Source organism: Afifella sp. YEN Y35 (assembly GCF_047553465.1).
In the GTDB taxonomy this organism is placed as follows: Bacteria; Pseudomonadota; Alphaproteobacteria; order Rhizobiales; family Afifellaceae; genus Afifella; species Afifella aestuarii.
Genome location: NZ_CP180203.1, coordinates 2,610,877 through 2,630,290, shown reverse-complemented (window position 1 = coordinate 2,630,290; position 19,414 = coordinate 2,610,877). Strand labels below are relative to the sequence as shown.

The window sequence follows — 19,414 nt, the reverse complement described above, 5'->3', positions numbered from 1 at the left end:
CGATAGTTCGGAAATTGGCGAACGTCAGAAGACGCGGCGCAATTCGGCGTTCGCCTTTATCATGTGCATCAACGTCTCGCCTTCGGTGCGTACCGCGCGCAGATCGGCCGTTGCCAGTTTGACCGTCTTGAAGCGGGCGTACTGCACCTTGGTGGCCGACAGCGCGGTCGCATAGGCAAGCTCGAACAGGCTCTTGCCCTTGTTGGGGCCGCTGTCAACGATTTTGCTTCCTTCCGTCGAACTCGGGCTGTCCTTGTTGAGCTGGCTGTGGCTCGGTGCGTTCGGTCCGCACAGTTTCGGCGAGCCGAGCGCCCAGGTGCCGCTGACGATAGCTGCGGGCAAGGTCGCGAGCGTCTGGTCCCAGACAGGGATCGGCGCGTCGTCCACATGCAGTTCGATCCAGTTCGAATGCGCGTAGAAGTCCTGCGTCGTATGAAGGAGCGCGCCGAAAGCGGCGAGCGCGGGATCCCCGTACTTGTCGCCGACCGTGTCGATGAGATTCCATTCATCGGCGATATGCTGGATCCCGCCTGGGAAATCGCAATTGTCGAAGTGCACGCAGCTTTGGGTCTGCAGCAGGTCTTGCGCCATATTGGCGAGAACCACGTAGCCGAGCTGTTGCTGATCGAGGACGCCGTCATTGGCCTCTTGGGTCAGCTCTGCATGATAGTTGATATCGAACTTTACGGACATGGGCTTGGCCTTTCCCGGGTGGGGGGTCCTGGAAGATTGCTCAGGAGAAAAACGGGCCGCCGCAATGCGGATCCTTGGCGTAGTAGCTGCCGGTGGCGTTGAACGAATCCACGAAACACGAGGTGCGGCAGGCATAGAGCTTGGAGCAGCGCGCGCATTCCGGATCGATCAGAGCGGGTGCCACCGTGCGCTCACGCAGCGCCGCGAACGCGTCCCCGTTCCAGATCGCTTTCAGTCCGGCCTCGAAGACGTTGCCGTAGGTGAAGTCCTTCACGCCATGCATCTTGTCGCAGACGGAGACATCGCCGGTCGGAAAGATCGACATGCCCATATTGATGCCGCCGCAGGGATACCAGTCGTCCTCGCTCCATTTGCGGCTCGTGTCCTTGGGGGGATGAATGCGGCAGAGAGCGGCGTAATCGTCGCGTTTCTTCGCCACCTTCTGGCGCACCTGCGCGAGCTCTTCGTCCGTGACGTTCGTCTCTGAATTGGCGCCGGAATGGAGGGCGCCGGTCTCCATGTAGGAGATGCCGATCTCCGCAACGCCGAGCGTGACGAGAAGGTCGATCATCGCTTCGACGCCGTGTTGTGTCCTGGGTGTGAGCACGCTCTTCACGACGACCTTGATGCCGGCGTCGGTCAGATAGTGGATGGCGTTGAGCACGCGCTGGAATTGACCGCGGGAGCGCGTCACCGCGTCGTGAAGTTCTGCCGTGGGCGCGTCGAAGGAAATCGTGATCTCCTCCATCCCCGCTTTGGCGAGACGTTGCGCGATCCTCTGATCCGAGCCGATCACCGTGCCGTTGCTGGTGATCGTCGGAATCATGCCGCGGCTGAGGCCGCGCTCGATGACCTCCAGCCAGCCCTTGAAGAGCGTGGGTTCGCCGCCCGTGAGGCCCAGGAACACGACACCCCAATCCGCCGCCTCGTCGACCACCTCCAGACACTTCGTCAGGTCCCAGCGCGGGTCTCCCTTTTGCCGGAGGTCCTGGTAGCAATAGGTGCAGTCAAAATTGCATTTGAAGGTCAGCGTGATGTTGATGCCTGCGGGCACCGGCCATTGCCCGTGCATGGCGCTCGCGATGACCGCGTCGTTTCCGGGATAGAGAAAGCTCTTCGGTTCAAAGCGCGGTCTGACGTGCAGATCAGGCCCCGGCTCTTTGACCGGCACATCATCTTCCGTCAGGAACATCCGGTTCTGCTCGATGAGCCGGAGCACCTGCGATCGCGCGTTCGCCGGAGAAAGCCCGAAGGTCTCTCCGTACAGAAAGGCGATCTCGGTGGAGGTCATCTGGCCGTGGCAGAGCGACAGAAAAAACGCGTGTGAGGGATGGATCATCCGAATGAGCGAAGGATGATAGCCATGTGCCAGCGCGTAGCCTTGCATCGGCTTCAGCCGCACATTGTCCTTCAGGACAGGAATGGAGTGTTTCGCTTCAACGCCCATTGTGGCCTCCTCCCGGCATGCGAATTGGGCCCGTCTTCGCCGCACGGAAGGCGGCGTGGCGGAGAAGATCCGGCGTCCGGGGAACGGACGCCGGACGCTTCATGTCAAAGCGGTTGCACCTGGATGCAGGTGGAAAGGACGTTCCAGCAGCCGGGATCGCACCCGACGGCTTCCTTTCCGGTCTCCAGGTTCTTGGCGCGGGCCTCCGCCCGGTCCGCTTCCTCGCGCAACTGCTTGGCGAGGCCACGCAAATAGTCGGGCTGATGCAGATGTCCGGCTTCAGTTGCCATAATGACTTCCTCCTCGTGTGCGTGACGCAACACGAGAATAACGGGCGAAATCCAAAAAAGAGTCAAGTAGAAATACTCAAGAGTAAATACTGCAAAAGAATATCACCAAGCTCTTATTGGAAATAAATGTACAATAATTCTTTATTTACATTTTTATACAAAACCAGTGTGGCGGCGGAGATGCTGATCGGCGCTGGTTTCAGTCGCGTGGATGTGTGGCTGCTATTTGGACAGCGAGATCAGGCGACCAGGCCGCCGGCCAGCACCCGTGCATGGCCGTGCCCGTTACAGGGCCGGCGTGAAGATGCTCGCCGTGACCACGAGGGCGACGGCGGCGAGGCCTGTAGCGGCGATCATCAGGGCGCCGTCGCAGACGAGGAGCGCGAGCCCGATGAGCGCGATGGCGCCCATCGGCGCGCTGCTCGCAAACGGGATGAGTTCCAGGGGCGGCACGGTCAGCGTCATCACAATGCAGATGAAGGCCGCGACCCGCACGAAGGGGCCGCTGGCGTAGCGGGTGAGCCGGCCGTGGAACAGGCGGTCGAGGCGGTGCGCGAAGGCGCGCATGGATTGTGTCGCCTCGCCCAGTTTCCTGGCGGAGACGCTTTGGCGCGAGACGAATTCCGGGATCCAGAAATGGTCGCGGCCGAGCAGCATCTGGCCTGCGAAGAGGGCAACGATGGCGGCGAGGAAGGTGGGGACGCCCGGTATCCCGCCGATCGGCGAAAGCTCGATCAAGGCGGGGACCAGGAGGAAGGGGCCGTAGCTGCGGTGGCCGAACGTGTCCATCATCTGTCCAATGGAGACGCGCTCGTGCCGGCGTGCCGTTTCGGCGAGGCGATCGACGACCTCGGTGGTGTTGCGGGGACTGGATTCCATGAACGCCGAACGGCGGAGGAGAGGGTGGGTTCCACGCCGCGCCCGACTGCGCCGGCCTGCCCGCGCCGCGCCTCGAAGCCCGGCTCAGGCGGACTTCAAAGGGGTTAACGGAATTTCCGCTATCTCCAGCCGGAGCCTCCCGAATTCGCGATGGCAGCTATCGCGTAAGGTACGTTGTGCAGTGCCGCAGGCGGGCGTAGGGCAGCGGCAAGAATAGAAGGGTCAAAGCAGGAGTGATCCGATGCGCACATCCCCCTCAACCCCCCAACCCCATCTCGCTGGAGCGCACTGGCACGACGCGCTCGCACGTCAGGGCCGTTCGTTCGCTCAGATGATGTCGACCTTCGCCACCGCCTGCGATCTCGCGGCCGAAGCGGAAGCGACCGGGCACGCCCCGGCCGACGCGTTCGAGCGTCTGTGCGGCAACAAGAAAATGGCCGCGCGCCACTGACCGCCTTTCAGCACTGACTGACCTCGCAAGATGCCGGTTCCGGGTTGTCGGGGCCGGCATATTGCATTCAGAAGATGAGGATTTCCGGGCTTTTGCCCGCCGCATCCCGCCCGAGTGCCGATTTCCTTCCCTCGATCCTGCCTTCGCCCTTGAGCATGGCGGACGCCCGCCCCAATAAGGGACGAGACGAAAAAATAAGGAAGGGTAGGATATGGGCGGTTACGTCCTCGCCATCGATCAGGGCACGACATCGACACGAGCGATCGTCTTCGACGATCGCGCCCACGTCATGGGCGTCGGGCAGCTGGAATTCCAGCAGCATTTCCCGCGTTCCGGCTGGGTGGAGCACAATCCGGAAGACCTTTGGCGCACCACGGTGGAGACCGTGCGTCGCGCCTTGGCCGAAGCCCGGCTTTCCGCGCCGGATCTTGCCGGCATCGGCATCACCAATCAGCGCGAGACGACGCTCGTCTGGGATCGCAACACAGGCGAGCCGGTCCACAACGCCATCGTCTGGCAGGATCGCCGGACGGCACGACTTTGCGAGCGCCTCATCAAAGAGGGGCATGCCGAGCCGGTCGCCGAGAAGACCGGTCTTCTGATCGACAGCTATTTCTCCGGCACCAAGGTCAACTGGATTCTCGACAATGTCGAAGGCGCGAGGGCGCGCGCGGAGGCGGGCGACCTTCTCTTCGGAACGGTCGACACCTGGCTCATCTGGAAGCTGACGGGCGGGCGCGTCCACGCGACCGACGCGACCAATGCGGCGCGGACGCTGATGTTCGACATTCGCCGCAACGAATGGGACGACGAGCTTCTCGCCATGCTCGGCGTGCCGCGCTCCATGCTGCCGGAGGTGAAGGACAGCGCCGCGGAATTCGGCGAGACGGATCCTGCGATCTTCGGCACGGCGATCCCGATCCGCGGCGTTGCCGGCGACCAGCACGCCGCCACCCTCGGCCAGGCCTGTTTCACGCCCGGCATGGTGAAGTCGACCTACGGGACCGGCTGCTTTGCCGTCCTCAATACGGGTGACGAATTCGTCCGCTCCAAGAACAAGCTTCTGACCACGATCGCCTACCGCCTCGACGGGCGCACCACTTACGCGATCGAGGGCTCGATCTTCGTCGCCGGTGCCTCCGTGCAGTGGCTGCGCGACGGGCTCAAAATGATCGACCGCGCCGAAGAATCGGGTGAGCTCGCGGGCCGCGCCGATGACGGCCAGGACGTCTATCTCGTGCCGGCCTTCACCGGCCTTGGTGCGCCCTGGTGGGATTCCGATGCGCGTGGCGCGCTGTTCGGCCTGACGCGTTCGACGGGCCCGGCGGAACTTGCCCGTGCGGCGCTCGAATCGGTGTGTTTCCAGACGGCCGATCTCGTGTCCGCCATGCAGGGCGACTGGCAGGGCGCCGACAATCCGGTTCTGCGCGTCGATGGCGGCATGGTGGCGAGCGACTGGACGATGCAGCGTCTCGCCGATCTTCTCGATGCGCCGGTCGATCGCCCGGTGGTGTTGGAGACGACCGCTCTTGGCGCGGCATGGCTCGCAGGCCGGCAGGCCGGCGTGTGGCCGCAGGAAGAGGAGTTCGCCAAGGCCTGGCGCCCCGAACGCCGCTTCACGCCGCAGATTTCCGAAGACGTGCGGACCGCCAAGCTCGCCGGCTGGCGCGATGCCGTGCGCCGCACGCTGACCCGGCAGGACTGACGCCACGATCTCTGCCAAATGATCTCTGACGAAGACGGCCGCCGCGCGACAGCGTGGCGGCCGGTCTCGTTGTGGGCGCGGCGAAGGGGCGCGGCATTCGGGCTTTACAGACCTCATCACAATCATATTCTTGAAAGTGAATGTGATGATTTGCGGAGAACCCTGATGCGCAAGATCCTTGCCCTCGCGAGCCTCGTCCTGGTTTTCGCTACGCCCGCCGTGGCGCAGGAAAAGCCGTCGCTCGTGACCGTCGTGACATCGCCCGAGCCGCAGACGCAGCTGATGGCGATGGTGCTCACCATGCAATCCGTGCAGCAGGGGGCGAAGGCGCAGGTGCTTCTGTGCGGGCCGGCGGCCGATATCGCCCTCAAGAATGCGCCGGCGAGCGCGATGGCGTTGCAGAAGCCGAAAGGCATGAGCCCGAAGGGGCTGATGCAGACCATGCTGCAAAAGACGGACACGGCCGTCGACGTCTGCGCCCTCTATCTGCCCAACAAGGGGCTGAACGAGGATGCGCTGATCGAGGGCGTCGGCGTCGCTGAGCCGCCGCAGATGGCCGAGCATCTCCTGGCGGAGAACACGCGCATTCTGAGTTTTTGAGAAGTCCCCGCGGCGCATCGTGGCGTCCCGGCGTGTCGTTCGGGTGCGCCATCTGCAACTGGGGAGGCCACAACCGAGAGCATGCCCCGCCGTTGACCGGAAAACCCGCCGCTTGTAGGCGTGTCGCGTAGCATTTGGAGGACGGTTGCCGACACATCGCCCCCGTGCCTGATCGTGACCATCGCATGAGGGGATCTTTGGATCGACATCGTCTCTCCGTCCTGGGGCTCGGATATGTCGGGCTCCCGGTCGCCGCAGCTTTTGCGCGCGCGGGCTATGAGGTGGTCGCCTTCGACATCGATGCGGCCCGCGTGGCGGAATTGCGCGCCGGGCGCGATCGCAATGCCGAGGTGACGCCGCAGGATCTCGCCTGTCCAAGGCTTCACATCACGTCCGACGCGCAAGAGCTCGCCCGGGCCGATATTCACATCGTCACGGTGCCGACACCGATCACACCGGCCCGAAGGCCGGATCTGCGGCCGCTTCAGAGCGCCTCGGTGACCGTGGGGCGCGTGCTGAAGGCGGGCGACATCGTCGTCTACGAATCCACCGTCTATCCGGGCGCCACGGAGGAAGTCTGCGTGCCGATCCTCGAAGCCGAGAGCGGCTTGAGGTTCGGGCAGGACTTTGCCGTCGGCTATTCGCCGGAGCGCATCAATCCCGGAGACGACCGCCATCGTTTCGAGACCATCGCCAAGGTGGTTTCAGGCTCCGATGAAAAGACGCTCGATCGTCTCGCCGGGCTTTACGGCTCGGTGCTCGAGGCGGAGGTGCATCGCGCGCCCTCGATCCGCGTGGCGGAAGCCGCAAAAGTGATCGAGAACACGCAGCGCGACCTCAACATCGCGTTGATGAACGAGCTTGCCCTCATCTTCGACCGCCTCGGCCTGCGCACCGCCGACGTGCTGGCGGCCGCGCGTACGAAGTGGAACTTCGTCGATTTCACGCCGGGCCTCGTCGGCGGTCACTGCATCGGCGTCGATCCCTATTATCTGACCGCCAAGGCCGAGGAGATGGGCCACCATCCGGAGGTCATTCTGGCGGGGCGCCGCACCAATGACGGGATGGGCGCCTTCATCGCGCGCAAGGCCGTCAAGTTGATGATCGGGCAGGGGCTGCGCGTGAAGGGCAGCCGAGTCGGCATTTTCGGGCTCACCTTCAAGGAGAACGTGTCCGATCTCCGCAACAGCCGCGTGCCCGACATCGTCGAGGAGCTGCGCGACTATGGCATCACGCCGCTCGTGCACGATCCGCTCGCGGAGAAGAGCGCAGCCTTTCGTGCCTATGGCATCGAGCTCAAGGCGCTCGAGGCGATCGACGATCTCGATGCGGCCATCATGGCCGTTCCGCATGCGGCCTATCTTGCCGATGCGGGGCGAGATCTTTTCGAGCGCGTCAGAGATGGCGGCGTGGTTGTGGATGTGAAGTCGCGCTTTTCGGAGTGCCCGCCGCACCTCCATTACTGGAGCCTCTGACCGGTTCGCTCGCATAGGCGCGGCGCTCCCACTCGCCGTCGCGAAGCCGGTCGTAATCGTCGTCGAGCCGCACCACATCGTCTTCGGCGAGATAGGTGCCCGATTGCACCTCGATCAGCTCGAGTGGGATCTTTCCGGGGTTTTCGAGCCGGTGCACGGCGCCGATCGGGATGAACGTCGATTCATTCTCGTAGAGGAGCTTTTCGGTGTCCCCGATCGTGACGAGAGCGGTGCCGCGGACAACGATCCAGTGCTCGGCGCGGTGAAAATGCCGTTGCAGGGAGAGCCGGCCGCCGGGCTTCACCTCGATGCGCTTGACCTGGAAACGCTCGCCGCGATCGATCGCCTGATAGCTTCCCCAAGGGCGATAGACATAGGCCGGCTCTTCGATCTGCGGCCGGCCGCTTTCCTTGAGCATGGCAACGAGCGGTTTGAGCGCCTCGGCTTTCGATCGATCGGTGACGAGCGTCGCATCCCGCGTCTGAACGACCGCGAGGCCCGAAAGGCCGACGATGGCGACGAGGTTGTCGCCGAGGACGTAATTGTCCTGCGCCTCGACGAAAAGGGCCTCGCCCCGCGCGGCATTGCCGGCGCCGTCCTTTTCGGTGAGCGACCAGAGCGCGTCCCAGGAACCGATGTCCTGCCAGCCGATGGAGACGGGAAGAACGCGTGTGGTCTTCGTTCTCTCCAAGACGGCGACATCGATGGAGGCGGGCGTCGTGCGGGCGAAACTCGTCTCTTCGAGCCGCAGGAAGCCGAACTCGCAACTCGCGCCGGCCACGGCTTCGGCGGCGGCCGTGACCGTCTCGGGATCGAAGCGAGCATATTCGGCAAGCAGCTGATCGGCGCGAAAGACGAGGTTGCCGGAGTTCCAGAGATAGCCGGCAGCGACATAATCCTGCGCCGCCGCAGCGTCCGGCTTTTCGATGAAGGCGGCGACGGCGCGGATGGCCGACGTCTCGCCGGCGCCGTCGGGGCGGATGTAGCCATAGCCGGTGGCGGCATGGTCGGGGCGCACGCCGAAGGTCACGATATGGCCGTGCTGCGCACTGGCGGCGGCCTCCTGCGCGGCCGCCTGGAAGCTTGCCACATCCTCCACCATGTGGTCGGCGGCGAGCATCATGACGACCGCCTGAGGGTCGTTCCCGGCGATGAAATGGGCTCCGGCCGCGACCGCCGGCCCGGAATCCCGACTTTCCGGTTCGAGGAGAATGGTGGCGGTCAAGCCGAGTGCCGCCAATTGCTCCGCCACCATGTGGCGATAGCGGGCGGCCGTGACGATCACCGGCGGCGCGAAGATATCCGGCGCGCTGATGCGATGGATCGTCTCTTGGAAGGTCGAGCGTTTGCCCAGGAAGTTGATGAATTGCTTTGGCGCGGATTCGCGCGAGGCCGGCCAAAGGCGCGTGCCTGATCCTCCACACAAAATGAGCGGAACGATTGCCCCCATCGGCTCATCCCCCTGAACCCCAGGTAGCGATCGCAGGTTTTCGCAACTTATGCAAGGACGGGCGCGCCGCCCTTCGTGGCCTGCGCTCAAGCGGCGCGCTGTGCGACGAACGAGCTCTCCGCATAGACGCAGATATTGGCGCGCCCCTGGCGTTTCGCCTGGTAGAGGGCCTGATCCGCCATGGTGTAGAGCTGCTTTGCGCCGAGCTCGCCGGAGACGAAGGTCGCAAGTCCGGCGCTCGCGCCGATGCGGATATCCTCGTGCCCGAGAGCGAAAGGCTGCGCGACGGCCGCGAGGATCGCTTTGCCGCGCGCGAAGGCTTCGGCGCCCCCCATGCCGACCGGCATGATGACGGCGAATTCGTCGCCGCCGATCCGCGCGGCGAAAGCCTCCAAAGGCAGAGCGGTGCGGATACGGTCCGCCGAGGCGCAAAGAAGCTGATCGCCGATGACGTGGCCGAACGTGTCGTTGACCGGCTTGAAGCCGTCGAGGTCGAGGACGATGAGCGCGAAGCCTTCGCCCCGGGCGCCCGCCTCGCAGATCGCCATCGCCATTTTCTCTTCGAAATAGGCGCGGTTCGGCAGCTTCGTGAGATGATCGTGGCGTGCGAGCAGGCTCAAGGAGCGCTCCGCCTGAAGGCGCGCGACCATGGTCTGTGAATTGTAGACGATGAGCTGTATGGCGCCGACCGCGAACATCGCCTCGATGAAGGCGAGGGCGATGTAGCTCGAGCCGCCGAGCGTCAGCGACATGGCGATCACTGGCAGCAGCACGAGGAGGAGCTGCGCGATGGCGATCCGCGGCCGTACGACCCGCACGACAATGCCGGTGAAATAGGCCATCGTGAGCGTCATCACGAGGACATCGGCCATGTGGTTCTGGAAGACGAGGGTGCGCGCCGCCAGGGCCCCGAGACAGGCGGAAAAGATCCATCCGCCGATCATGTAGGCACGCTCCCAGCGGCGCCATTCGCCGACCAGGCGGGGAGCGCTTCGGCGCCAGCGCCGGTAATGCAGGCAAATGGCGATACGTGCCAGTCCGACGACAAACCCGACGATCGTGATGGCAGCGAGGAACGGGTCGCCCGTGTCCATCGCGGCGATCGTTCCGGCAACGGCGAAGCCGATCAGGATGAGGGTGATGGAGGGCAAGGCGCCGTAAACGAGATCGAGCAGCTCGGGGAGGATCGCCTCCTCGCCATCGCTCCGCGATATGAGCATTGTCTTTGCCGTCATGGCTCCGCCCCACCTGTACGGCGAATGGGCTACAGGAGTTGAGAAGTCCTGAATCCATCCGTGAGAATGCGCTCGTCTTGAGCGGAAAGAGACGGTGGTGGATTGCGTTTCGTTTGTCCGCTCAAAGACATGCCCAGATTGTCGCAGGCGCTGGCCCGGAGAAAGCCGCCTGAGCGAGGCGCCGGTCGTCATAAAGAGGTCGGCGCTGTGCGCCCGTGGAGAACGGAGTGAGAGCACAGTGAGGGGAAGTGAGGGCAGAGGCGGATTGTCCGTTCTCTCGACCTCAAGACACGCCCGCATCGGGCTTGCGAAGCTTGCCGCGGCAGAAGGGATCGAATAGGCCTTTGCCGTCAGCCGGTTCGGCATTGTCCAGAGCCGCATCAAGGGGAATTTGAAGGGGAGGATCGGACATGAGGAACAGAGCTGGATGGCGCGCATGGGCGGCCGGCGGAGCGCTGATCGCGGCGGCCGTGATCGCTGGCGGAGCGCAGGCGGAAACGCGCATCACCTATAAATCGGCGAAGGCCGGCACCTCCTACTACCAGATGGGCGTGGAGCTCTCCGAGGCGATCAAGCAGGGCACGGACGGCGATGTGATCCTGACGGTCGAGGAGAGCCAGGGCTCGGTCCAGAACGTCATGGAAGCAGCGGTTCGTCCGGGAAGCTTCATCTTCACCACGCCGCCGGCGCTGGTGGGCCTCGCCCAGGCCGGCAAGGGCGCCTTCGAGAAACGCCCGAGCGAAAAGTTCAAGGACGTTCGCGCCCTCTTTCCTATCCCCTCGCTCACCATGCATTTCGTCATCGCCGGCGACGAGGCGGTGCTGCCTCTGAGTGCGCTTGAAGGCAAGTCGGTGCTGCTCGGCAAAGGCTCGTTCGGCGCACGCGAGGGTGAGAAATATCTCGAGCTCTTCGATCTCAAGGACAAGGTGACGATCGCCAATGCCGAGCTCGGCAATGCCGCCGATGCCCTGAAGAACGGGCAGATCGACGCCTTCGTGACCTCCGGCTCGTTTCCGGCGCCGAACGTCGTGGAAACGGCCGCGAGCGCCGATATCGGCCTCGTCTCCATGACGGATGAGGAAGTCGAGAAGACCGGCCGCACCCGCGCCGTCATTCCCGCCGGCACCTATGCGGGCGTCGATGAGGACGTGGTGACGACCTCGCTTCCGGTCATCGCCTATACGACGACGGCGATGGACGCCGACACGGCCTATCTGGTGACGAAGACGTTCTGGGAAGAGAAGGCACGCCTGTCCGAGACGGCGCCGTGGTGGAAGGCGGTGTCGCCCGAGCTTCTGTCGGAGGTCGAAGGCAAGCTCCACGAGGGCGCTGTGCGCTATTACGAGGAAGCGGGCATCGACGTGCCGGAGCAGCTGAAATAGCGGCCCGGCTGAAACTCTCTCATTTTTCCGGCGATTGACCGAAAGGCGAGCCCGTGGACGATCCGCCGGCGAAGCATTGGCCATGGGTGGCGCTCGGGCTCGTCTCGATCGCCTTCCATATCGGCCTGATCTTTTACGGACTTGCGCCGGCGCTGGCAGCGCGTCCGATCCATATGGCGCTTCTTCTGCCGTGGATGCTGATCCTGCCCGCGAAGACGCCCTGGCAGCGTTGGAGCGGCTGGGCGCTCAGCCTCTTGGGCATCGGCGGCTGTCTCTATATCGCCTTGAACGCCTCCGACATCGCCGACCAGTATGGCTTCATCGACGGGCCCTTTCAGATGGGGCTCGCCGTGCTCCTCATCGCCGTGGCGCTCGAAACAGCGCGCCGCGCCATCGGCTGGCCGCTGCCGCTCGTGGCCCTGGCGACGCTCGCCTATGGGCTCTTCGGGCAATATGTGCCGGGCGAATTCGGCCATCCCGGCCTGCCGCTCGAGAGTTTTCTGGGGACCATGACCCTTGCCGAAGGCGGCCTGTGGGGGCAGCTCACCGGCGTCTCCGTCAATGTCGTCGCGATCTTCGTCATTCTGGGTGCGGTGTTGAATGCGGGCGAGGCCGGCAAGGGTTTCATGAATGTCGCGACGGTGGTCGCGGGCCGGCTGAAGGGCGGCGCGGCAAAGGTCGCAACCTTGTCGTCCGCGCTGTTCGGTTCGATTTCCGGTTCCGCCTCCGCCAATGTCGCCTCGACGGGGGCGATCACCATTCCGGCGATGACGAAGCTCGGCTATCCGAAATCGCTCGCCGGCGCGGTGGAGGCCGTCGCCTCCTCGGGCGGCCAGATCATGCCGCCTTTGATGGGCGCGGGCGCCTTCGTCATGGTGGAGCTGACCGGCACGCCCTACACGCAGATCATGGCGGCCGCGCTGCCGCCCGCGATCCTCTATTTTCTGACCGTGTGGGTGGGCGTCGACGCCTTTGCGACGCGTTACGATCTGCGCCCGGTGGAATCTGCCGACCAGCCGGGGCGGCGCGAGGCGCTGATCACCTCGATGTTCTTCGCCGTGCCGTTTCTGGCTCTGCTGGCTGCGATTTTCGGCGCGGGCTTCACGCCGCAATATGCCGCCTCCGTCGCCATCCTGACGGCCACGATCCTGCTCTTCTTCGATGTCCGCCTGCGCTTTTCCTTCCGCCATTTCGGCGACAGGTTCGCGATTGCCGCCGTGACGGCCGGCCGCCAGGTGGCGATGATCGGCTCCATCATCATCTGCGCCTCGATCGTCATCGGGGTTCTGTCCTTGACCGGGCTCGGCGTGAAGGTGACGTCGACCATCCTCTCCGTCGCCAACGATTCCCTGTGGCCGGCGCTTCTCCTGACGGCGCTCGCCTGCCTCATCCTCGGCATGGAGGTGCCGACGACGGCGGCCTATGTCATCTGCATTTCGGTCGCCGGTCCGGCCCTTGCCGCTCTCGGGCTGAAGCCGCTCGTCGCGCATCTCTTCGTCTTCTGGTTTGCGCTGTTGTCGACGATCACGCCGCCTGTCTGCGGCGCCGTCTTCATCGCCGCCGGCATGATCGGCGAGAACTGGCTGAAGGTGGCGGGAAAGGCGATGCTGCTCGGCATCGGGCTCTACGTGATCCCGCTCGGCATGATCGCCAATCCGTCGCTTCTCGCGCTCGGGGTGAGCCCGCTTGCGGCCCTTCTCGCCTTCGTGAAGGTGGGGGTGGGGCTGTCCATGCTCTCCTATGGCATCATCGCGGCCCGCCCGCTGACGCTGCGCGCCCCTTTGGTCCTTGCGGGCGTTCTCTTCGTTTTCGTCAGCGTGTGAGGGCCAAAGGGCCGGTCGCTGCCCCTGGAAGGTCGAGATGCCCTTCTCTCGGAACCCGCCCCGCCATCTGACGTTGTCGAGGCGAAACCGAGGGGGGCGACCATCGCAGCGGAAATCTCGCAACAGTTGAAATGGGGCACGCGCGGCGGCTATGCGGCCCGTGGCGTCGTCTATCTGGTGGTCGGCATCCTGGCGGTCCTCGCGGCGGTCGGGTCCACGCAGGCGGAGAACACGCGTGGCGCGCTCCGCGAAATCCTCACGCAGCCGCTTGGAGATGTGCTGCTCGGCGTCGTCGGCATTGGCCTTGCCGCCTTCGGGCTCTGGCGTTTCGCCCAGTCGTTTGGCGATCTCGACGATCATGGCAATGATGCCAAGGGTCTGCTTCTGCGCTTTTTCCTGTTCTGCAGCGGCGTCATCCATATGGGGCTCGCCGCCTTCGTGGTGAGTCTGCTCTTTGCCATTGGCGGCGGGGGCGGTGGCTCCGGCGATCCGACGTCCGGCTGGCTGACCTGGCTTTTCGGGCAGGCCTGGGGACGCTGGGTGGCCCTTGCCCTCTGTCTCGTGCCGATCGGTATCGGCCTCGCCCATCTCTACAAGGGCTGGTGCGCCGGCTATGAAAAATACCTCGATCTCGACCGCGACAAGATGAAGATGGTGAAACCCGTCTGTTCGCTGGGGCTGATGGCGCGCGGCGTCATCTTCATCGTGATCGGCGTCCTCGCCTTCTATGCGGGCGGCATCTACGACGCCTCGAGCGCGCCGGGTCTCGAAGACGCGCTGAGCTATATTCAGGGGCTGCCCTTCGGCACCGTCCTCTTGTTGCTCGTGGCGCTCGGGCTCGTCGCCTTCGCCGGCTATTGCTTCGTGGAAGCCGCCTTCCGCCGCATCCGCATGGGCTCCGTCACCGTCTCCGACCCGATGCCGCAATAGAGCCGGCGTCGAGCACGCCGGCTTCCATCTCACATCCCGGAGGCCTGCCAGAGCGGGGTGGCACATCCGGGCGGATCAGATCCGCCCGAACCTTGCCGTTCGCCTCAGCGGCAGAGCCTGCGCGGCCCGTTATAAGGGCGGTAGGTGCCCGTGCGCGGGTCGAAGCTGCGGTATTTCGACGAACAATAGGCATACCATTCCCGCGTCCACGGGCGCGGTGCGCCGTAGCGAACCGGCGGCGGCCCGTAATAAGGCCGGCGCGGACCCCATCCCGGCGGAGGCGGTCGGCGCCAACGCGGCGGCGGGCCATAGCGCGGCGGCCCGTAACGGGGAGGGCCGTAGCGAGGCGGGCCATAAGGAGGGGGGCCATATCGAGGCGGGCCGTAGCGTGGGGGAGGCGGCGGTCCCCATTGCACCGGCTGAACGATTTGTGCGGCGTCAGGCGGCACGACCGCTGGGGCTGAAACCGATGCCGCGGAGGCCGAGGGGACGCTCCAGGCAAGGCCGATGGCAAGACAGCAAATTTTGACCGTGAGGCTCTTCAATCGCATTGTTCACTCCCAGGCCGTGGGCCGGCATTATACGCCGTCTGCCGAGAGTGTTCCCGAGGTATGTCAAAGCGAAGGCGCTTTTGCCGCGCGCGGGGCCTGCACACCATTTTTTTCTGACCCGTCGGAAAGAGGCCGATGCGGGCTGTCGCGCTCAGACTGGCCGTTCGATCGCCATCGCCGTCGCCTCGCCGCCGCCGATGCACAAGGAGGCGATGCCCCGCCTCACATCGTATTGGCGCATCGCGGCCAGAAGCGTCACCAACACCCGCGCACCGGACGCGCCGATCGGATGGCCGAGCGCGCAGGCGCCGCCATGCACGTTCACCTTCTCCTGCGGCAGATCGAGATCGCGCATCGCCGCCATCGCGACGACGGCAAAAGCTTCGTTGATCTCGAAGAGGTCGACGTCGCGCAGATTCCAGCCCGTGCGTTGGACGAGTTTTTCGATCGCGCCGATCGGGGCGGTCGGAAAGAGATTGGGCGCCTGGGCATGGGTGGCGTGCCCGGCGATCATGGCAAGTGGCGTGAGCCCGCGCCTGTCCGCTTCCGAACGCCGCATGAGAACGAGTGAGGCCGCGCCGTCTGAAATCGAGGACGAATTGGCGGCCGTCACCGTGCCGCCCTCCCGGAAGGCGGGCTTCAGGCTCGGGATCTTGTCGATCCTCGCTTTGGGCGGCTGCTCGTCCTGGCGCACGGTGTCCTCGCCCTTGCGGGTCTTCACCGTGACCGGCACGATCTCGTCTTCAAAGCTGCCGTCGGCGATCGCCTTTTGCGCTTTTTCCAGCGAGGCGATGGCAAAGGCATCCTGGGCGGCGCGGGTGAACTGATAGGCCTCGGCGCAATCCTCCGCGAAGGTGCCCATGAGCCGGCCCCTGTCATAGGCGTCTTCCAGGCCGTCGAGGAACATGTGGTCGATGACCTTCTGGTGGCCCATGCGGTAGCCGGAGCGCGCCCGGTCGAGGAGATAGGGAGCGTTCGTCATGCTCTCCATGCCGCCGGCCGCCGCCACTTCGGCGGAGCCGGCGAGGAGCGCGTCGTGGGCGAGCATCGCCGCCTTCATGCCGGAGCCGCACATCTTGTTGACGGTGGTCGCCCCGGTGGCGAGCGGCAGGCCGGCAGCGAGCGCCGCCTGGCGCGCGGGCGCCTGGCCCTGACCGGCGCTGAGGACGCAGCCGAAGATCACCTCGTCGATGGTCTCCGGCGTGACCCCGGCCCGCTCCAGAGAAGCTTTAAGGGCGGCTGCGCCGAGCTCTGGAGCCGTGGCATCCTTGAGATCGCCCTGAAAGCCGCCCATGGGCGTGCGGGCGGCACCGACGATGACGACAGGATCGGGATTTTGCATGGCATGTCTCGCTTTCTGACGCGGGCGGCAAGAATGCCGTGCGCCGAAGCGCACGGGCTGAGTTCGGACAAGAGGCCAGAAGGCCGGGAGTGGGCGGCCAGCTCGGAGCCGCTGGCTCAGGCGGCGTCGCTCTCGGTCTTCGCCTTCTCGCGGTTGCGCAGCATGAAGCGCTGCAGCTTGCCGCTCGGCGTCTTCGGCAGAGCCTCGGTGAACTCGATCTCGCGCGGATAGGCATGCGCGGAGAGCCGCTCCTTGACGTAGAGCCGCAGCTCTTCGGCGAGCTCCGTCGAGGCTTCCGTCCCCTCGCGCAGCACCACATAGGCTTTGACGATCTCGGTGCGCTCCGGATCGGGCTTGCCGATGACTGCCACCTCGATGACGGCCGGATGCTCGATGAGCGCGCTTTCCACGTCGAAGGGGCCGATGCGATAGCCCGACGAGGTGATCACGTCGTCGGCGCGTCCGACGAAGCTGATGCGCCCGTCCTCTTCCATCTCCACCGTATCGCCGGTGCGGTAATAGCCCTCGGCGATCGCCGGGGTCGGCTGCTGCCAGTAGCCGGAGAACCAGAGAAGCGGTGATTTCGCGATGTCGACGGCAAGGATGCCGGGCTTGTGCGCCGGCAGTTCGCGGCCGGCATCGTCGAGGACGGCGACGCGGTAGCCGGGCATGGCATGGCCGGCGGAGCCCGGATGCACATGGTGGCGGAGGCGGTGGTGGTTGTTCACCACCATGCCCAGTTCCGTCTGCCCGTAATGATCGTGGATCGGGGCATCGAGATGCTCGGCGAACCAGCGAATGACCTCCGGGTTGAGCGGCTCGCCGGCGCTCGAGACGGCGCGGAGCTGGCCTTTGACCTCGGCGGCGGCCTCGGGTCCGGCGGCAATCAGAAGCCGGAAGGCCGTCGGCGAGCCGGCGAGATTGGTGATGCCGTAGCGCTTGATGATGTCGTAGGTGCTCGCCGCCGTGAACGGCCCGTCATAGAAGGTGGTCGCATGGCCGAGGACGAGCGGGCCGGTGACGGCGTAATAAAGGCCGTAAGCCCAGCCCGGATCGGCGATGTTCCAGAAGACGTCGTCCGCCCGCAATTCCACGGCATCGCGCATATAGACGAGGAAGGCGGCAAGCGCCTTGAGCGGCACCGGCACGCCCTTGGGAAGACCCGTCGTGCCGGACGTCGACATCATCAGGAAGAGATCGTCGCCGCGGCGCATCACCGGCGCAAATTCCTCCGACTGGCGCGCCATGGCGCTGTCGAAGTCGATGTCGCCCGATGACGAGGCCGTGCTGTCCCCACCACCGACGAGGACGACGCGGGGAAGAGCCGCGATCCCCTCGAGCTTGCCGCGATTGGCCGTGTCGGTCACGACGAGGCGGGCGTCCGACATCTGGAGCCGGTGCTCGATCGCTTTCGGGCCGAAGGCCGTGAAGAGCGGCTGGTAGACGGCGCCTGCCCGCCAGGTTCCGAGAATGATGGCAAGGAGTGCCGGCGTGCGCGGCAGCATGCCCGCGACGACATCGCCCGGCTTGACGCCTTCCTCGGCGAGAAGATTGGCAAAGCGCGCCGAGAGCTTTTGCATCTGCGCGAAGCTGTAGGTCTCCTGACGGCCGTCGGCGCTGATATAGTGAAGCGCCGTGCCGCCGCCGGCCACATGCCGGTCGCAGCATTCGACGCAGGCGTTGATCCCAGTTTCGAGATCGCCCGAGAGAAGCTTCGTAATGTCGTCGAGACGAAAGTTCGCGATCGCGTCGGCATAATCGTCGCGGTCTTCGCTGCCAGAAGGCGCGGCCATGTCTGTCCTCCCTGAGTTCCTTATCCGCGGCGGCGGAGGAACCGTGTTCTTTTGTGAAGGCAGGTTAGCGATGAAGAGATATGGCGTGCGATGACCGAATTGCTCTAATTTCGTGATCGGTTTTGCCACTTTTTGGGGAGCGGGTTCGCTTGGAACGGCGCATGATCGCCCCGTGTTTCGTCGAAGACGCGCTCGCCTGTCTGGACCGGTGCGGCATCGCGCGCGAGCCGCTCCTGCGCCAGGCCGGCATGCCGGCCATCGTGGTGGAGCCGGTGTCGGCAGAGCAATATGGCGCGCTCTGGCTGGCGGTGGCGCTTGCGGTCGATGACGAGTTCTTCGGCGAGGCGGCAAGGCCGATGCCGCGCGGCAGTTTCACGCTTCTGTGCCATGCGATCCTGTCGGCCAAAAGCCTGGAGCAGGCCCTGCGGCGGGCGCTGCGGTTTCTGCGGGTCGTTCTGGAAGACCCGTATGGCGAGCTCTGCGTCTCAGACGGGCTTGCCGAAATCGTCCTCAAGGACAAAGCCGGCCCGCGTTCCGCCTTCGCCTACCGCACCTTTTGGATCATGGTGCACGGGCTCTCCTGCTGGCTGATCGGGCGGCGCATACCGCTCCGCCGGGTCGACTTTCGCGGACCTCCGCCACCATATGAGGCTGAATACCGCTTGTTCTTCGGCGCGCCGGTGCGTTTCGATCAGCCGGAGAGCGGGCTCGTCTTCGATGCCGATTTTCTGAAGCTTTCACCGATCCGCGACGAGCGGGCGCTGCGCGAATTTCTGCGTCAGGCACCCGCCAACATCCTGGTGCGCTACCGCCACGATGCCGGACAGGCGGCGCGGCTGCGCGAGCGCCTGCGGGCGATGCCGCCCTCGGCCTGGCCGGGCTTTGAAGAGCTTGCCGCGCAGATGCGTCTGCCCGCCTCCACCTTGCGGCGGAAGCTGCGTCTCGAAGGCCAGACCTACAACGACATCAAGGACGAGCTGCGCATGGCGGTGGCGACGCAGGAGCTTCTTCACGGCCATTCGAAGGTCGGAGAGCTTGCCGCCGATCTCGGCTTTTCCGAGCCGAGCGCCTTTCATCGCGCCTTTCGCCGATGGACCGGCAAGAGCCCGGGCGAGTTCCGCCGCGAGGCGAGAAAGCCTGAGCCCCGATCGCCCTGCGAGACAGGTTCGGCGCCGAAGAAGACGCTCTGAAGGCGCGACGAATCCGCCGCAATCGCGGCTTCCGGCACGACTTTTGGAGCTTCCATCATGGACAAGGCGTTCACCTGCGGTACCTAGCTGATGGTCGACCGTTGATCGAGCTGCGGGGGGAAAGGATGCAATCTGGGGAGCTTGCCTCGATGCTTCGGATTTTCCGGCGTTCGCACCG

At 65.0% G+C, this 19,414-nt stretch carries 17 protein-coding genes; 8 read left to right on the top strand and 9 right to left on the bottom strand.

Annotated elements, in window-relative coordinates; all coding sequences use genetic code 11:
* Positions 1-24: 24 nt before the first annotated feature.
* The 4 genes from ACK8CP_RS12520 to ACK8CP_RS12505 form a co-directional block, all read right to left on the bottom strand.
* Positions 25-693: a hypothetical protein gene (locus ACK8CP_RS12520; protein WP_414832020.1), complete on the bottom strand. Its 669-nt coding sequence runs from the start codon at positions 691-693 to the stop codon at positions 25-27.
* A gap of 40 nt (positions 694-733) precedes the next feature.
* The gene (locus ACK8CP_RS12515; protein ID WP_414832019.1) at positions 734-2,140 is read right to left on the bottom strand and encodes a radical SAM protein; all 1,407 of its coding nucleotides are present in this window, start codon (positions 2,138-2,140) and stop codon (positions 734-736) included.
* A 104-nt stretch (positions 2,141-2,244) separates the two neighbouring features.
* The gene (locus ACK8CP_RS12510) at positions 2,245-2,430 is read right to left on the bottom strand and encodes a hypothetical protein (protein WP_092809035.1); all 186 of its coding nucleotides are present in this window, start codon (positions 2,428-2,430) and stop codon (positions 2,245-2,247) included.
* A gap of 285 nt (positions 2,431-2,715) precedes the next feature.
* Entirely contained in the window at positions 2,716-3,309 is a 594-nt protein-coding gene (locus tag ACK8CP_RS12505) for an exopolysaccharide biosynthesis protein (protein ID WP_414832018.1), read from the bottom strand.
* Positions 3,310-3,550: 241 nt separating this feature from the next.
* On the opposite strand from ACK8CP_RS12505, the gene ACK8CP_RS12500 reads away from it, so the two are divergent.
* The 4 genes from ACK8CP_RS12500 to ACK8CP_RS12485 all read left to right on the top strand — a co-directional run bounded on the left by ACK8CP_RS12500 (position 3,551) and on the right by ACK8CP_RS12485 (position 7,540).
* Positions 3,551-3,760, top strand: coding sequence for a hypothetical protein (locus ACK8CP_RS12500; protein ID WP_128292231.1), 210 nt, complete (start codon positions 3,551-3,553; stop codon positions 3,758-3,760).
* Between the two features lie 211 nt (positions 3,761-3,971).
* The gene (gene glpK / locus ACK8CP_RS12495; protein ID WP_414832017.1) at positions 3,972-5,465 is read left to right on the top strand and encodes a glycerol kinase GlpK; all 1,494 of its coding nucleotides are present in this window, start codon (positions 3,972-3,974) and stop codon (positions 5,463-5,465) included.
* Positions 5,466-5,630: 165 nt separating this feature from the next.
* Positions 5,631-6,065 (top strand): hypothetical protein, encoded by a 435-nt coding sequence (locus tag ACK8CP_RS12490; RefSeq protein ID WP_414832016.1) that lies wholly within the window; start codon positions 5,631-5,633, stop codon positions 6,063-6,065.
* Between the two features lie 197 nt (positions 6,066-6,262).
* Positions 6,263-7,540, top strand: a complete 1,278-nt coding sequence (locus tag ACK8CP_RS12485) for a nucleotide sugar dehydrogenase (RefSeq protein ID WP_414832015.1) — start codon at positions 6,263-6,265, stop codon at positions 7,538-7,540.
* Here the strand turns inward: ACK8CP_RS12485 and ACK8CP_RS12480 are convergent.
* Positions 7,461-8,990: a mannose-1-phosphate guanylyltransferase/mannose-6-phosphate isomerase gene (locus tag ACK8CP_RS12480; RefSeq protein WP_414832014.1), complete on the bottom strand. Its 1,530-nt coding sequence runs from the start codon at positions 8,988-8,990 to the stop codon at positions 7,461-7,463. The genes ACK8CP_RS12485 and ACK8CP_RS12480 overlap by 80 nt on opposite strands.
* An 86-nt stretch (positions 8,991-9,076) precedes the next feature.
* A complete protein-coding gene (locus ACK8CP_RS12475) occupies positions 9,077-10,225 on the bottom strand; it encodes a diguanylate cyclase domain-containing protein (protein ID WP_414832013.1) in 1,149 nt (382 codons plus the stop codon).
* 410 nt (positions 10,226-10,635) lie between these two features.
* Here ACK8CP_RS12475 and ACK8CP_RS12470 point away from each other — a divergent pair, with 410 nt between their 5' ends.
* The 3 genes from ACK8CP_RS12470 to ACK8CP_RS12460 all read left to right on the top strand — a co-directional run bounded on the left by ACK8CP_RS12470 (position 10,636) and on the right by ACK8CP_RS12460 (position 14,360).
* On the top strand, positions 10,636-11,607 hold the full coding sequence (locus ACK8CP_RS12470; protein ID WP_414832012.1) for a TAXI family TRAP transporter solute-binding subunit: 972 nt from the start codon (positions 10,636-10,638) through the stop codon (positions 11,605-11,607).
* Between the two features lie 53 nt (positions 11,608-11,660).
* Positions 11,661-13,430 carry a TRAP transporter permease gene (locus tag ACK8CP_RS12465; protein WP_414832011.1) on the top strand — a complete coding sequence of 590 codons (1,770 nt, stop codon included), beginning with the start codon at positions 11,661-11,663 and terminating at the stop codon, positions 13,428-13,430.
* 126 nt (positions 13,431-13,556) lie between these two features.
* A complete protein-coding gene (locus tag ACK8CP_RS12460; RefSeq protein ID WP_414832010.1) occupies positions 13,557-14,360 on the top strand; it encodes a DUF1206 domain-containing protein in 804 nt (267 codons plus the stop codon).
* Between the two features lie 104 nt (positions 14,361-14,464).
* On the opposite strand, the gene ACK8CP_RS12455 is transcribed toward ACK8CP_RS12460, so the two are convergent.
* The 3 genes from ACK8CP_RS12455 to ACK8CP_RS12445 form a co-directional block, all read right to left on the bottom strand.
* Positions 14,465-14,911 (bottom strand): BA14K family protein, encoded by a 447-nt coding sequence (locus ACK8CP_RS12455; RefSeq protein ID WP_414832009.1) that lies wholly within the window; start codon positions 14,909-14,911, stop codon positions 14,465-14,467.
* Between the two features lie 151 nt (positions 14,912-15,062).
* Positions 15,063-16,253 carry an acetyl-CoA C-acyltransferase gene (locus ACK8CP_RS12450; protein ID WP_414832008.1) on the bottom strand — a complete coding sequence of 397 codons (1,191 nt, stop codon included), beginning with the start codon at positions 16,251-16,253 and terminating at the stop codon, positions 15,063-15,065.
* 116 nt (positions 16,254-16,369) lie between these two features.
* Entirely contained in the window at positions 16,370-18,046 is a 1,677-nt protein-coding gene (locus ACK8CP_RS12445; protein ID WP_414832007.1) for an acyl-CoA synthetase, read from the bottom strand.
* Between the two features lie 149 nt (positions 18,047-18,195).
* On the opposite strand from ACK8CP_RS12445, the gene ACK8CP_RS12440 reads away from it, so the two are divergent.
* The gene (locus tag ACK8CP_RS12440; protein WP_414832006.1) at positions 18,196-19,236 is read left to right on the top strand and encodes an AraC family transcriptional regulator; all 1,041 of its coding nucleotides are present in this window, start codon (positions 18,196-18,198) and stop codon (positions 19,234-19,236) included.
* The last annotated feature ends 178 nt before the right edge of the window (positions 19,237-19,414 follow it).